At 68.5% G+C, this 14,623-nt stretch carries 12 protein-coding genes; 6 read left to right on the top strand and 6 right to left on the bottom strand.

Annotation, left to right across the window (positions count from 1 at the left end):
- Positions 1 to 27 precede the first annotated feature (27 nt).
- Positions 28 to 1,299 (bottom strand): TetR/AcrR family transcriptional regulator, encoded by a 1,272-nt coding sequence (locus tag AAYO93_RS16285; protein WP_345762214.1) that lies wholly within the window; start codon positions 1,297 to 1,299, stop codon positions 28 to 30.
- Between the two features lie 101 nt (positions 1,300 to 1,400).
- On the opposite strand from AAYO93_RS16285, the gene AAYO93_RS16280 reads away from it, so the two are divergent.
- Positions 1,401 to 3,218 (top strand): glycoside hydrolase family 3 protein, encoded by a 1,818-nt coding sequence (locus AAYO93_RS16280; protein WP_345762213.1) that lies wholly within the window; start codon positions 1,401 to 1,403, stop codon positions 3,216 to 3,218.
- A 78-nt stretch (positions 3,219 to 3,296) separates the two neighbouring features.
- Here the strand turns inward: AAYO93_RS16280 and AAYO93_RS16275 are convergent, their stop codons facing one another.
- Positions 3,297 to 3,917 carry a YdeI/OmpD-associated family protein gene (locus tag AAYO93_RS16275; protein WP_345762212.1) on the bottom strand — a complete coding sequence of 207 codons (621 nt, stop codon included), beginning with the start codon at positions 3,915 to 3,917 and terminating at the stop codon, positions 3,297 to 3,299.
- A 130-nt stretch (positions 3,918 to 4,047) separates the two neighbouring features.
- Between AAYO93_RS16275 and AAYO93_RS16270 the strand changes: the two genes are divergently transcribed.
- Complete coding sequence (locus tag AAYO93_RS16270; RefSeq protein WP_345762211.1) at positions 4,048 to 4,512, top strand: DapH/DapD/GlmU-related protein; 465 nt, start codon at positions 4,048 to 4,050, stop codon at positions 4,510 to 4,512.
- Between the two features lie 97 nt (positions 4,513 to 4,609).
- Here AAYO93_RS16270 and AAYO93_RS16265 read toward each other — a convergent pair whose 3' ends face one another.
- Positions 4,610 to 5,023, bottom strand: coding sequence for an SRPBCC family protein (locus AAYO93_RS16265; RefSeq protein ID WP_345762210.1), 414 nt, complete (start codon positions 5,021 to 5,023; stop codon positions 4,610 to 4,612).
- On the bottom strand, positions 5,020 to 5,346 hold the full coding sequence (locus AAYO93_RS16260) for an ArsR/SmtB family transcription factor (RefSeq protein ID WP_345762209.1): 327 nt from the start codon (positions 5,344 to 5,346) through the stop codon (positions 5,020 to 5,022). Before AAYO93_RS16260 ends, AAYO93_RS16265 begins: the two co-directional genes overlap by 4 nt.
- 185 nt (positions 5,347 to 5,531) lie before the next feature.
- On the opposite strand from AAYO93_RS16260, the gene AAYO93_RS16255 reads away from it, so the two are divergent.
- Positions 5,532 to 7,634, top strand: coding sequence for an acyl-CoA dehydrogenase family protein (locus AAYO93_RS16255; protein WP_345762208.1), 2,103 nt, complete (start codon positions 5,532 to 5,534; stop codon positions 7,632 to 7,634).
- Positions 7,635 to 7,750: 116 nt separating this feature from the next.
- On the opposite strand, the gene AAYO93_RS16250 is transcribed toward AAYO93_RS16255, so the two are convergent.
- Positions 7,751 to 8,746 (bottom strand): malate dehydrogenase, encoded by a 996-nt coding sequence (locus tag AAYO93_RS16250; RefSeq protein WP_345762207.1) that lies wholly within the window; start codon positions 8,744 to 8,746, stop codon positions 7,751 to 7,753.
- Positions 8,747 to 8,780: 34 nt separating this feature from the next.
- Here AAYO93_RS16250 and pip point away from each other — a divergent pair, with 34 nt between their 5' ends.
- Both pip and AAYO93_RS16240 read left to right on the top strand, forming a co-directional pair.
- Complete coding sequence (gene pip, locus AAYO93_RS16245; protein WP_345762206.1) at positions 8,781 to 9,740, top strand: prolyl aminopeptidase; 960 nt, start codon at positions 8,781 to 8,783, stop codon at positions 9,738 to 9,740.
- A 56-nt stretch (positions 9,741 to 9,796) separates the two neighbouring features.
- On the top strand, positions 9,797 to 11,035 hold the full coding sequence (locus tag AAYO93_RS16240; RefSeq protein ID WP_345762205.1) for an amidohydrolase: 1,239 nt from the start codon (positions 9,797 to 9,799) through the stop codon (positions 11,033 to 11,035).
- A gap of 21 nt (positions 11,036 to 11,056) precedes the next feature.
- On the opposite strand, the gene AAYO93_RS16235 is transcribed toward AAYO93_RS16240, so the two are convergent.
- Positions 11,057 to 12,481, bottom strand: coding sequence for a hypothetical protein (locus AAYO93_RS16235; protein ID WP_345762203.1), 1,425 nt, complete (start codon positions 12,479 to 12,481; stop codon positions 11,057 to 11,059).
- A gap of 147 nt (positions 12,482 to 12,628) precedes the next feature.
- Between AAYO93_RS16235 and AAYO93_RS16230 the strand changes: the two genes are divergently transcribed.
- Entirely contained in the window at positions 12,629 to 14,443 is a 1,815-nt protein-coding gene (locus AAYO93_RS16230; protein ID WP_345762202.1) for a glycosyltransferase, read from the top strand.
- Positions 14,444 to 14,623: the final 180 nt, after the last annotated feature.

The raw sequence follows: 14,623 nt of genomic DNA, 5'->3' as shown, positions 1-14,623 counted from the left end.
CTCAATTCGAAGTAGGTCCCAGCGCACTCAGGCCACGACGAGCCGCCCGAGGTGACCCCGCAGTTGCTCGGCGACGTCGACTGCGGCCGGGTCGTACAGCCACTGCAGCTGGAGGCCGTCCCAGAGGGCAAGGAGCCAGGCCGCTTCGAACGCAGGGTCCGCGCCCCGGGGCAGCCGGCCATCTGCCGCGAGAGCCGCGAACATCGCCGTGAAGTAGGCGCGACCGGTCTGGAATCGGTCTCGGAAGAACTCGTGCCCCGGATGCTCGGGGTTCGCCGACTCGGCGGCGAGCACCGAATACAACTCGACGAGGCCGGGCTCGCCGGCATTCTGCCGAGCGCCGTCGGCTAGACCGGTCACGAGCTCCAGCGGCGCCGTGGTGGGGGCGGGGACCCCGAGCGGTGCGCGCTCGTCCCGGCGGCGCAGAACGGCGATGAGCAGATTGTCCTTCGAACCGAAATGATGCAGCAGGGTGGCTTTCGAGATGCCGACGGACTGCGCGATCTCCTGCAGGCTCGTTCCACGGAAGCCGGACGCGGCGAACAGTTTCATGGCCTCGTCGACGATCTCGTCGCGCCGGGCCCTGCCGACCGCGTAGCCGCGGGTCGCGATCTCGCCGGATGCCGTCGCTTCGCCAAGCGCCGCCGGCCCGGCGGGCAGGACTGCACACGCGCGCGCCAGGGCGGCAGGTGCCGTCGCAGACCCGCCGGTCAGCCACACGAGGTGTCCGCGCAGCAGTTCGGGCACATCCACCACCGGGTCGTAGAGCGATTGCAGCTGCAGCCCATCCCATGCGGCCGCGAGACGAACCGCCTCATCGTGCGGCGCTATGGCTGCCGTGACGAGTCCCTCATCCACTGACTGCCGGAACTGCCTCGCAGACAGTTCGCGCAGCGATTCATAGCGCAGGGCGAACCGGGCGTGAGCCGGATGTGCCGCGCTCGCCGCCTCGCCGGCCAGCGTCGTGAAGAGCTCGACGTACCCGGGAACGGTCGCGTTGTGCTCGGCGAGCTCGACGAGTGCGAGCGTGCTGCCCGCGCCGAGGATGCCCGCTTCGGCGACCCAGGCTTCGTTCGCGCGTTCGTGGCGGTCGAGCAGCGCGAGCAGAACCTCGTCGGTGGAGGCGAAGTGCCGAAGGAGACCCGGATGCGAGATCCCGGTTCGCACTGCGAGCTCGCGCAGCGAGACCCCGGCGAACCCGGTTTCGATCGCCAGCTCGTTGGCCGCGTCGAGGATGGCTTCACGTGTCGCGACCCCGTTCGCATAGCGACGGGGTGCGACGGAATCCGGCGAATCCACTGTGACTCCTCTCCATCGGCCACCAAAATGTTACCACTCGGTTGATTTGTGGCGTAGGCTACCGGCGAGCCGAAGCAGGCTCCTCGGGAAAGGAACCCTTCATGACAGAGTCGTCACCCACGATCACGACCCCAGACGCCGACGCAGACGTCGATCCCACCTTCCGCGACTCTGCGCTGCCCGTCGAGCAGCGCGTCGAGAACCTCCTCGGCCAGATGGCGCTCGAAGAGAAGGCCGGCCTGTTCTTCCAGACGATGATCACCATCGGCGAAGACGGCTCACTGTCCGAAGGCGACGCCACCTTCGGGATCGCTCCGACCAGCGACATGGTCAAGGGCCGCCACATGACCCACTTCAACGTCTTCGGCGCCGCCTCGAGCGCCACCCAGATGGCCGAATGGCACAACCGCCTGCAGGAACTCGCCGCCGGCACTCGCCTCGGCATCCCGGTCACGCTCTCCACCGACCCGCGCCACTCCTTCAGCGAGAACCCCGGCGCTGCGATGCTCGCCGGCCCCTTCTCGCAGTGGCCCGAAACGCTCGGCCTCGGCGCGATCGGCGATGAGAAGCTCGTCGAGCAGTTCGGCGACATCGCCCGCCAGGAGTACACGGCCGTCGGCCTGCGGGTCGCGCTGCACCCTCAGATCGACCTCGCCACCGAATCGCGCTGGGCGCGCCAGGTCGCGACCTTCGGTGAGGATGCTGAACTCACCTCGAAGCTCGGCGCCGCCTACATCCGCGGTTTCCAGGGCTCCGAACTCGGGCCCGACTCGGTCGCCACGATGTCCAAGCACTTCCCCGGCGGCGGACCGCAGAAGGACGGCGAGGACCCGCACTTCGAGTACGGCCGCGAGCAGGTCTACCCCGGCGACAACTTCGAGTACCACCTGAGGCCGTTCGAGGCCGCTTTCGCCGCCGGCGGCAGTCAGATCATGCCCTACTACGGCATGCCGGTCGGCACCGAGTACGAAGAGGTCGGCTTCGGCTTCAACAAATCGGTCATCACCGGTCTGCTGCGCGAGCGCTACAACTTCGACGGAATCGTCTGCACCGACTGGGGCCTGCTCAGCGACGCCGAGCTCATGGGCCAGGCGTTCCCGGCGCGCGCCTGGGGCGTCGAGCACCTGTCCACCCGGCAGCGGATGCTCAAAGTCATCGAGGCCGGTGTCGACCAGTTCGGCGGCGAGGCGATCCCCGATCTCCTCGTCGAGCTCGTCCGCAGCGGCGAGGTCAGCGAGGAGCGCATCGACGAGTCCGCCCGGCGTCTGCTGCGCGAGAAGTTCGTGCTCGGGCTGTTCGACGAGCCGTTCGTCGACGTCGAACGTGCGGAGGCCATCGTCGGAAACGCGGAGTTCCGCGCGGCGGGCGACGCGGCGCAGCGCGCATCCGTCACTCTCCTCACCAACCGGGTACTCGCCGGCTCCGAGTCCGCCGTGCTGCCCCTTTCGCGCGGCGTCAAGGTCTATCTCGAAGGCGTCGACGCTGCGGTGGCCGGCACCTATGCGACCGTCGTCGAGACTCCCGAGGAGGCGGATGTCGCCATTGTGCGCATCGGGGCGCCCTTCGAGCAGCGCGCGACGTTCTTCGAGAACTTCTTCCACGCGGGTTCGCTCGACTTCACGCAGGAGAAGGTCGACGAGCTGCGTGCTCTTGCCGCGACCGTTCCGACGATCGTCGACGTGTTCCTCGACCGCCCCGCCATCCTGACGCCGTTCGTCGACGATGTCGCGGCGATCGTCGGTGACTTCGGCGCGAGTTCGGCAGCGGTGCTCGACGTCCTGTTCGGCGACGCGGTGCCGCAGGGCTCACTGCCGATGGAGCTGCCGTCGTCGATGGATGCCGTGCGCGCCAGCCGTCCGGACGTCCCGTTCGACACGGCCGACCCGCTGTTCCCCTTCGGTCACGGCCTGCGCTACTAGCAGCGCGGCGCACCTCGCCTCGGACGGTGAGTCGCGCATCCACGCCCGCCCGCGTCGGATGCGCACTCGCCGTCCCGCCTATTTCTGCGGCTGAGGGTAGATGGTCTCGTGTCGCGCGAGCATGTCGACGTATTCGGCGATCTTGCGGGCACGCGTCTCGGCGCGTTTGACGTTGGCGATGCGGAAGAGGATCGCGAATCGGTTCTGGCCCGAGATCGCCGCGAAGAACGCGGCCGCCTCCGCATTGCCGGCCAGGGCATCCGCCAGATCGGGCGGGACCTCGGCCGTCGACTGGGGCGGATACGCGGCGGCCCAGCGCCCGTCCGCTTTCGCCCGCTCGACCTCGGCCAGGCCTGCCGGACGCATTGCACCGGATGCGATCAGCCGCTCGATGTGGTCGCGGTTGCGCACCGACCAGATGCTCGACTTCGTGCGTGGTGTGAACAACTGGAGGAAACGGCTGTCGTCGAGCCCGTTGCGGCGTCCGTCGATCCAGCCGTAACAGAGTGCGACGTCGAGATACTCGCCGTAGGCGGCCGTTCCGCCCGCGCTCTTCTTCAGGATGGCGAGGCGCACGCCGTCCGTGTCGGCATGATGCGCGTCGAGCCAGGCCTCCCATTCGGTGGCCGTGTCCACGTACAGGATCTCCCGCTCGTCCATGCCGCCCCCTTGCGCCCGGTCGGGTCTGCGCGTACTCATTGTGTCTTCATCCGAGTATCCCAGCCCCCGCCGACAGGGAGTCGAACCGCAGCCGGATCAGGGAATCTTTATGGGTGAACAGGTGTTTACCTTTGTGTAGTGAATCGACTCGAACTCGAAGGAGGATGGCATGGCACGAATGATCGAAGAGCTCGAGGATGAGACCGGCGCCATCATCAAGTACAAGAGGCACACCAACGGGCGTGGCCTCGTATCGCCGTCTGCACGTGTTGCCGAGACGGCGTTCGTCGACGCGACCGCCTATGTGGAGGCGCACGCGCGCGTCGGACTCGACAGCTGGATCGGCGCCGGCAGCTGGATCGACAAAGGAGCCACCGTCGGTGACCGCACGTTCGTGGGATCGAACGTGCACATCGGCGAAGGATGCGTCGTCGGCAGCGGCGTGCGCATCGGTAGCAACACGAAGATCGGCGTGGATGCGATGGTCGGCAACGGTGTGCGCGTCGAGCGGGACCAGCTCATCGCACCCGGTAGCGTCATCGAACTGAAGGGCGCCGCCAAGGCGCGTGCCGCCAAGTCGGTGCGTGCGGCGACGGCCTACGGCGAGTCGCAGCGAGCCCGCCGGGCCGCCTGACGCCCTGACGCCGCTCCCGCGCGGCCTCGCGCCCACGAAAGGTGCGAGAAGTGGTCTCCGGAGGCCGGGAAAGCCACTTCTCGCACCTTTCGGCGCATCAAGCGCGCCAGACCAGCGCCGCCAGCCGGTCGAGGCAGTCGTTCCAGCCCTGCTGGTGCGACTCGGCCTCGTCTTCGGTGTCGAATCGCTCGTGGACGATCGTGAGGATGGTCCCTCCGTCGCCGGAGTCGGCGAACGTCACCGTCACCAGGGTCTCGTTCTCGTCAGCATCCCACCGCCAGGTGAAGACGAGCCGCGCGTGCGGATCGACCGCCGCGAACTCGCCGGAGACGCCGATGCCGGCGACGGACGACGCGAGGCGCCAGCGGCCGCCGACGCGGGCATCCACTTCGCCGACGGTGTCGAACCGGGTCGGCCAGAACCAGGCGACGAACTCGGATGCGTCGGTCCAGGCGCGCCAGACGCGTGGCCGGCCGGCGCGCAGTGTCCTTGTCACGGTGAGTGCGGTCATGGGTTCTTCTCCAGGTGCGCTTCGAGCGCGTCGATGCTGGTGTTCCAGAGGTCTTCGTAGTCGCGAAGCCATTGCGTGGCGGGCCGGAGGGCGCCGCCGACGAGCGTGCACCAGCGCGTCCGCCCGGTCTTCGCCGAGGTGATGAGCCCCGCGTCCTCGAGGACTGCGAGGTGTTTGACGAACGCGGCGAGGCTGATCGGATGCGCGGCCGCCAGCGCGCTCACGCTCTGCGGCGCATCCCGCAACCGCTCCACGACCGCGCGCCTCGTCGGGTCGGAGAGCGCGTGGAACACCGCTTCGATCTCTGCGCCACGCTCAACCATATGGTTAAGTATTGCGCCCGACCTTTGTCGCGTCAAGCAGGCGATCGAGGGGGCGAACTGTGGCTATTCCACAGGGCCGCGGGCGAGCATCCGGCCCCCTTTTGTAGGCGGTGCACCGACGACTTCGCGTTGGACTGGCGCAGACCTACGGTGGAGGAAGACTGCTCGAGACCGAAGAGGAACTCATGGTTGACACCATCACGCGCACCGAAGCCACTCCCGACGCCGGAATGGAACCCGCCGCCAGCACCACACCCGAACAGATCGGATCGGCGACCCCGCGTGTCGATATCGAAAAGCTCGGCCGGCAACTGCTCGGCACCTGGGCGGATGCGCGCCTCGCCTCTCGCGCGCTCTCGAGCCGGCCGGAGATGCAGAAGGTCGAAGGGCTCAGCCTCGAAGACCACCGCGCGCGCACGTTCGAGCAGCTGAAGCTCCTCGTCGCGAACGGGCAGGTGCACAAGGCGTTCCCGAAGAGCGTCGGCGGCCAGGAGGACAACGGCGGCAACATCGCCGGCTTCGAAGAGCTCGTCGCAGCAGACCCGTCGCTGCAGATCAAGTCGGGCGTGCAGTGGGGGCTCTTCGGCTCCGCGGTCATGCAGCTCGGCACCGAGTACCACCACAAGAAGTACCTCCCCGGCATCATGAGCCTGGAGGTGCCCGGTGCGTTCGCCATGACCGAGACCGGTCACGGGTCGGATGTGGCCAGCGTCGGCACCACGGCGACCTACGATCCGGAGACGCAGGAGTTCGTCATCGACACGCCGTTCCGCGCGGCGTGGAAGGACTATCTCGGCAACGCTGCCAATGACGGCAGGGCCGCCGTGGTGTTCGCGCAGCTGATCACCAAGGGCGTCACCCACGGTGTGCACGCGTTCTACGTGCCCATCCGCGACGCCGACGGTGAGTTCCTCCCCGGCATCGGCGGTGAGGACGACGGCCTCAAGGGCGGCCTGAACGGTATCGACAACGGGAGGCTGCACTTCACGGAGGTGCGCATCCCCCGCACCGACCTGCTCAACAAGTACGGCGACGTCGCCGAGGACGGCACGTACACGTCGTCCATCGACAGCCCGGGGCGCCGGTTCTTCACGATGCTCGGCACCCTGGTGCAGGGGCGCGTCTCGCTCGACGGCTCCGCCGTCGCGGCGTCGAAGATCGGCCTCAAGATCGCGATCACCTACGGGAGCGAGCGCCGCCAGTTCACAGCGGGCAGCGAGACCGACGAAGAGGTCATCCTCGACTACCAGCGGCACCAGCGGCGTCTCTTCCCGCTGCTCGCCACGACCTACGCCGCGAGTTTCGCCCACGAGGTGTTCCTGCAGAAGTTCGACGACGTGTTCAGCGGGCGCGCCGACACGGACCAGGACCGCCAGGATCTCGAGACCATCGCGGCTGCACTGAAGCCGCTCTCCACCTGGCATGCCCTCGACACTCTGCAGGAGTGCCGTGAGGCGTGCGGAGGGTCCGGGTTCCTCGTCGAGAACCGACTCACCTCGCTGCGTGCGGACCTGGACGTCTACGTCACATTCGAGGGCGACAACAACGTGCTCCTCCAGCTGGTCGCCAAGCGGCTGCTGACCGACTTCAGCCGCAAGTTCGCGAAGGCCGACGCCGGAGCTCTCGCACGCTACGTCGTGACCCAGGCGGCCGGCCGCGCCTATCACGGCACGGGGCTGCGCAGTGTGGCCCAGACCGTGAAGGACTTCGGTTCGACGGCGCGCTCGGTCAACTGGCTGCAGGAGCCGAACACGCAGCGCGAGCTGCTCACCGACCGGGTGGCGACCATGATCTCCGAGATCGCGGGCCGTCTCCGCTCGGCGGACAAGTTGTCGAAGAAGGCTGCGGCCGACCTGTTCAACTCGCAGCAGAACGAGCTGATCGAGGCCGCCCGCGCCCACGCCGAGCTGCTCCAGTGGGAGGCGTTCACGGATGCGCTCGAGCAGGCCCCCGACTCCGGCACGCGCCAGGTGCTGACCTGGCTGCGCGACCTGTTCGGGTTCGGGCTCATCGAGAAGCACCTGGCCTGGTATGTCATCCACGGGCGCCTCTCGCCGCAGCGGGCCCAGGCTGTGACCGCATACATCGACCGGCTGATCACGCGCATCCGCCCGCACGCCGTCGACCTGGTCGACGCGTTCGGCTACGGGCCGGAGCTCGTCCGGGCGAAGATCGCGACCGGTGCGGAGGCCGAGCGCCAGGCGGAGGCGCGGGCGTATTACGCCGACCTGCGCGCATCCGGCGACGCTCCCGTCGAAGAGAAGTCACTCAAGACGAAGAAGCGCTAGCCCGTTTCGCGGCTGGCGTGCATACGTTCTGAACGCGTGCCCAGATTGCAACGCGGGCACGGGTTCAGAACGAGTGCACGCCAGCTCGTGGGCGCGCCTGCCGGGCGACCGCAGCGTCAGATGAGGCCGAGCGCGCGTACCGCGTCGCGCTCCTCGACGAGCTCGGCGACAGATGCGTCGATGCGCGCACGCGAGAACGCATCGATTTCGAGGTCGGGCACGATCTGCCACTCGCCGCCCGCCGACCGCACCGGGTACGACGAGATCAGCCCTTCCGGTACCCCGTACGCGCCGTCGGAGACGACGCCGGCGGAGGTCCACCGCGCGCCCGTGCCGTTGACCCAGTCGTGCACATGGTCGATGGCCGCGCTCGCCGCAGAGGCCGCGCTCGACGATCCGCGCACCTCGATGATCTCCGCCCCCCGTTTCGCGACCCGCGGGATGAACTCGTTCGCGAGCCACGCCTCGTCCACGAGGTCGGTCACCGGCTCGCCGTTCACCGTCGCGTGGCTGATGTCGGGGTACTGGCTGGCCGAATGGTTGCCCCACACGATGACTCCGTCGATCGCGGCGACCGGCACTCGGAGCTTCCTGGCCAGCTGCGCGACGGCGCGGTTGTGGTCGAGACGGGTCATCGCGGTGAAGCGCGACGCCGGGATGTCAGGGGCGTGGGCGCTGGCGATGAGCGCATTGGTGTTCGCCGGGTTCCCCACGACCAGGACGCGGACATCGGATGCTGCACCCGCGTTGATCGCCTCGCCCTGGGGGCCGAAGATGCGCCCGTTCGCTTCGAGCAGGTCGGCGCGCTCCATGCCGGGGCCGCGCGGGCGCGCCCCGACGAGGAGGGCAATGGTCACGCCGTCGAAGGCGGTCCTGGCGTCTTCGGTCACTGTCACGTCGCGGACGAGCGGGAACGCCCCGTCTTCGAGTTCGAGGGCCGTGCCTTCGGCCGCGGCCCTGCCCTGGGGGATCTCGAGCAGGCGGAGGTTGACCGGCGTATCCCGCCCGAGGAGTTGCCCGGAGGCCGCACGGAACAGCAGCGCGTAGCCGATCTGGCCGCCGGCTCCCGTCACTGTGACGTTGACTGGGGTGGCGAGTGGCGTGGTGCTCATCCCACAAGCCTAGGTCTGGCTCTATGCTCTGGCCATGCGAACCTTCTATCCCGAGATCGAGCCTTACGACTCCGGCCTTCTCGACGTCGGTGACGGGCAGCAGGTGTACTGGGAGACCAGCGGCAACCCGGACGGCAAACCGGTCGTGTTCCTGCACGGCGGCCCGGGCGGCGGAACCAACCCGAACCAGCGGCGGCTGTTCGACCCCGAGAAGTACCGCATCCTCCTCTTCGACCAGCGCGGATGCGGCCAGAGCCTCCCGCACGCGAGCGACCCCGAGGCCGACCTGAGTGCCAACACGACGTGGCATCTCGTCGCAGACATGGAGCGGCTGCGCGAGATGCTCGGGGTGGAGAAGTGGCAGGTCTTCGGCGGATCGTGGGGGAGCACGCTGGCCCTCGCCTACGCCGAGACGCATCCGGAGCGCGTGACCGAGCTCATCCTCCGCGGCATCTTCACGCTGCGCCGGTTCGAGCTGGAATGGTTCTACGAGGGCGGCGCCGCCGCTCTGTTCCCCGACCTGTGGGAGGGCTTCCTGGAGCCGGTGCCGGTCGTCGACCGCGGCCACCTCATCCGCGCATACAGTCGCCTGCTGAACGACCCCGACCCCGACGTGCACGCGCCTGCCGCGGTGGCCTGGTCGCGCTGGGAGTCGTCGACGATCACTCTGCGGCCGCGGCCGGAGCTGGTGGAGGAGTTCACCGAGGAGAAGTACGCGGTCGCCTTCGCGCGCATCGAGAACCACTTCTTCATGAACGGGGGCTGGTTCGAGGACGGCCAGCTGATCCGCAACGCCGCGAAGCTGCAGGGCATCCTCGGCGTGATCGTGCAGGGACGCTACGACGTGTGCACCCCGCCGATGACGGCGTGGGACCTGCACAAGGCCTGGCCGGAGGCAGACCTGCGGATGATCGACGACGCGGGTCACGCATTCGACGAGCCGGGCATCCTGCACGCCCTGATCAAGGCGACCGACCGCTTCGCGGACAAGTAAGGCCTCCCCGTACCATTTCCTTGAGGGGGCGGGGTTCCCCGGAGGAGAGGTGGCGGATGCCCGAACTCGTACTCAGGAACGTCCGGCCGTGGGGTGGCGCGGCAGTCGACCTGCGAGTGGCGGGCGGACGCATCACGTCGATGTTCCCGCACGACGCCGACGATCCGCGCGCGCTGACCGGCGCTCCGGACACCGTGTTCGTGGACGGCCGCGGGCTCCTGGGCCTTCCCGGGTTCGTCAACGCCCACGCGCACCTGGACAAGAGCTGGCTCGGGCTCCCGTGGGTGTCGTACGGCGGTGAGGCGACGACGGAGGGGCGTATCCGGCACGAGCGGGCGCACCGTGACGAGCTGGGCATCCCGAGCGTCGCCACGACGACGACGCTGCTGACGAAGATGGTGAGCCTGGGAACGACGGCGTTCCGTTCGCACGTCGATGTCGATCTCGGGGTCGGGCTGGACGGCATCCGTCATGTTCGCGACGCGGTCGCCGGGATCGGCGCGCCGGTCGGGCTGGAGGTCGTCGCGTTCCCGCAGGACGGAGTGCTCCGGCGTCCCGGCGTGCTCGACCTGCTCGACCGCGCCGCCGCGGAGGGCGCCGACCACATCGGCGGGCTCGACCCGGCCTCCATCGATCGTGACCCGGTCGGGCAGCTCGACGCGCTCTTCGGAATCGCCGACCGGCGCGGGGTGGGAGTCGACATCCATCTGCACGACGGCGGCGAACTCGGCGCGTTCCAGTACGAGCTGATCGTCGAGCGCACGCGGGCACTGGGTCTGGCGGGCCGGGTGAACATCGCGCACGGTTTCGCGATCGGCGACGTTCAGGCCGTCCGCCAGCGTGCGCTGGTCGAGGCGGTGGCGGATGCCGGCATCACGATCACCACGGTCGCGCCAGTCAACGCACCGCGGCTGCCGCTGACCGAACTCCGTGAGGCGGGCGTGAGCGTCGGGCTCGGCACGGACGGCATCCGCGACCTGTGGGGGCCGTACGGCGACGGCGACATGCTGCGCCTGGCGACGCGGATGGCCCAGCTCGCCGGATGGCGGAGGGATGAGGACCTCGAGGCCGCGGTGCGCATCGCGAGCAGCGACGCGGCTCCGTTCGTGGGCCGCGAGGTGCACGACCTGGTCGTCGGCGCGGCCGCGGATGTGGTGCTGGTGGATGCGGCGAACGTGCAGGAGGCACTCGTCGAGGCTCCCCCGCGGCAGCTCGTGATCAGCGGTGGGGTGGTCGTCGTGGATGCGCTGTCAGGGGGGGAGCAGGGTGGGAGGGCGGCGCGACCCGTGCTCTAGCTCGATGCCGCTCCAGGTGGTTCAGGGACGCGCCTTCGCGAGCGGCTTGCGATCGGCGCCTGTACCCGGGCCTTCTGCCGGGCCGGAGCCGGACGTACTTCGGTCGACGGTGTGCAGGCGCGCAGGGCCGTGTGCGTCGACGATGTCGCCTGGCTGCCAGGTGTCGACGACGACGCTGCGCCGCCACCGCGGCACCGAGGTCATGATGACACCGAGTGGGCGCACCCGGTTTGCTTCAAGGAAGGTGACGAGACGGGAGAGGTCGTCGGGCTGCGTCCGCGCGAACTGCACGACGATCACGACGGAATCCACTTCGCCGGCGACGGATGCGAGGTCGACCGGTCGCGAATGAGGGCTCGCCTGAACGACGGTGAACTCGAACAGGTCGCCCATCGCTTCGAGGACCGAGCCGATCTCCCGCGCCACGACCTCTCGGGTCGGGGCGGCGTCGGCGGGGCCGGCGGGCAGGATCGCGATCGTGTCGTCGACGGGGACGATGATCGCGTCGTCGATCGTCGCAGAGTCAGCGAGCACGTTCGTCAAGCCGAGTTGCGCGGTTCGCGCCTCCTCGGGGAGGGTGCCGGCGGTCGCCGCATCCGTCTCGATGATCGCCGAGGAGCGCCCGAGTTCGCTCGCGGCGCGCGCCAGCTGGAGCCGGAGGTCGCGCACGGTGGCCGGCGTGGTGGCAGGTGCGAGCGCCAGTACGCGGGGAAGCCGCCCGTCGCCGATCAGTTGCAGGTTGGTGAGGATCTCGCCGTGGGCGATGGCTGCCGCCGCTGCGCGATTCCGGCCGAGAAGGCGGGCCCAGCCGCGGTGACCGCGCGGCACGAGGCTGATGAGGGGGAGTCCGCCCGCTTTCCGGATTCCCGCTGCCGTGCGCAGCCTGCGATCGAACAGGGAGAGGAGAAGAGCGAGGATGAGGCCGCCGGCGAGGCCGCTGAGGAGGCCGATGGCGAGGTTGACCGTCTTGTTGGGGGATGCAGCCGCCGTGGGCGTCTGTGCGGGCACGGTGAGGACCAGTTCGATCGACGACACCGGGATCGGGTTCTTGCCCGTAGCGGACTGCGCGAGCTTGGCCGTCTCGAGCGTGCTGACCTCTTTGGCGAGTTCCGCCGACACCGAGTTCGCGATCTGTGCCGCGAGCTTGGCCTCGTCGGCCTGCGCCGTGACTTTGAGTGCCACCGTGTCGATCGGGTTGGATGCTGAGACGTTCGCGGCGAGGGCCTGGGGCGTCGTGTCAAGGCCGAGCTGGTCGATCACCGGCTGGAGTACGCTCGGGCTGTCGACGAGGTCGGGGTACGACTTGACGCGCTGCACGCTGAACTGCGACCGGTCATAGAGAGAGGATGAGTCGGAGTCGACCTTGAGGAACAGGGTCGCGCTGGCCTGGTACACCGGGTGCGTCGTCACGGTGATGGCGACGGCCGCCAGGAGCCCGAGGACCACGCAGGCGACTATCGCGAGCCATCTCTCGCGAAATACGCGCATATAGCCGACGAAGTCCACCGCGAATCCCCTACGTTCGAGATCAATTAGTCAATCGAACATAACACTAAACTTGAGGATCTATCGACACCTGAGCGGGGGACAAGGATGCATGCTGAGAACAGTCTCAGGATACTCTTCGACGCCTACTGGTGGCAGTCGGGGCCGCCATCGGGGCGCAACGTCCTGACCTCGCTCGTCGACGCGTGGGTCCAGGAGTTCCCGGGCGACGAGGTGACCGTCGCGCTGCCGCCCGGGCTCGACCGCGGCTCGACCGTCCCCCTCGTCCCTGATTCCGTCGCCGTCCGCAACTTCCACGTGCCGCTCCAGGCGCTCGCCGCATCCGTCGAACTCGCCGCTGCACGCGGCTACGACGTCGTGCTGGCGCAGAATTTCACCCCTGTTCGATCGGATGCCCTGCGCGCGACCTTCGTGCACGACGCCATGTTCCAGGAGCATCCCGAGTGGTTCACGCGGGCCGAGCGCCAATACCTCGCGGCGATCCCGGCGCTCGCCCGCGGCGCCGACCTCGTCTTCACCTCGTCGGAGTCGGAGAAGGAGCGGATCGTGCGCTTCAATGCCGGGCTCGCCGGCGCGACGAAAGCGGTCGGTCTCGGACTCGCGACCGGTTTCGCCTCGGCCCAGGCGACGCCACCGTCCGACGCCCCCGCGCCCGGCCGCTACCTTCTCGCCGTCGGCCGCCTCAATGTGCGCAAGAACCTCGAATTCCTGGTCGATGCGCTCGACGGGGCGGGCATCATCTCGCCGGAGCTGCCGTTGCTCGTCGTCGGTGTGGCGGATGGGGCTGCCGGGCAGTCGGTCGCGTTCGACCGCGCCGTGCGGGCCGGCAGTGTGGTCGTCTGCGGCTACCTTCCCGACGGCGAACTCAAATGGCTGTACGCGAACTGCGCCGCCTTCGTCTTCCCGTCACTGGATGAAGGTTTCGGGCTGCCGCTGATCGAGGCGGCGTCGGTGGGGGCACCGATCGCACTGAGCAGCATCCCATCTTTTAAGGAATTCGGCCTGATCGGCAATTTCTTCGACCCGCGTGACGCGGGTTCCGTCGTCGAAGCGGTCACCCGCGCACTCGAGGAAGGTCGTGCCGGTGCTGCGGCGAGTGCCGGCCTCGTCGAGCGCTACACGTGGAAGGCGACGGTCCGCGCGATGCGCGGCGCCATCGTCGAACAGATCGAACGGAGAAAGGAACCCGTGTTCCGTCGCATCATCGACAGTGCATATAAGAGGACGAGGGGACTCGACCAGGGCCTCGATGAAGACCTCGGTGCCGAAGACCTGGCGCGCTCCGTCGGGCGTCGTGTCGTCGAGCGGGTGCGGGCGGGCCTTCGTGGCTATCCGTCGAGCTACTTCGGCCGATCGGTGACACTGCGCAACCGGCGCAAGCTCCGGCTCGGATCGGACACGATCCTGGGGCACGGCGTGACCATCGACGCGCTCTCCAGGAGGGGTGTTGTTCTCCGCGATCACGCGACGGTGGACCAGGGTGCGATCCTGCGTGGGTCGGGGGTCATCCGCAACCTCGGTGTGGGCATCGTGGTCGGGCCGCGCACGTCGATCGGCGCCTTCAATGTGCTTCTCGGCCAGGGTGGTATCCGCATCGGCTCGGACTGCCTTCTGGGGCCGTCGGTCACAGTCGTATCTGAGAATCACGTGTACGTCGACGACAGCCGCCCGATCCGCGAACAGGGCGAGGTGCGGGCCGAGACTTTCATCGGCGACGACGTCTGGATCGGGGCGGGAGCGGTGGTGCTCGGGGGCGCCCGGATCGGCACGGGGGCGGTGATCGCGGCGGGTGCCGTGGTGCGCGGTGAAGTGGGTCCGATGGAGATCTTCGGGGGAGTCCCTGCACGGCTGATCGGACGACGCACGGCAAAAGGTGACGATTTCTCGCCCGAACTGGGGTAACATCCGCACGCTGGTGCATTTGCCTTTGGTTGCTTTTCCTTGTAAACAGGTGTTGGTCTCATAGAATTTCACCCCCGTTTGGGTGTCATCCGCCCCCGCACGCTACCCCCCCAAAGAGGAAACTACGTGAGCCATCGCCACCCCCGTCATGCCCGCCCGAATTCCCCGAAGAGATTGCGT

Source organism: Diaminobutyricibacter sp. McL0608, from assembly GCF_039613825.1.
In the GTDB taxonomy this organism is placed as follows: Bacteria; Actinomycetota; Actinomycetes; order Actinomycetales; family Microbacteriaceae; genus Diaminobutyricibacter.
This window is presented reverse-complemented; position numbering and strand designations above follow the sequence as displayed.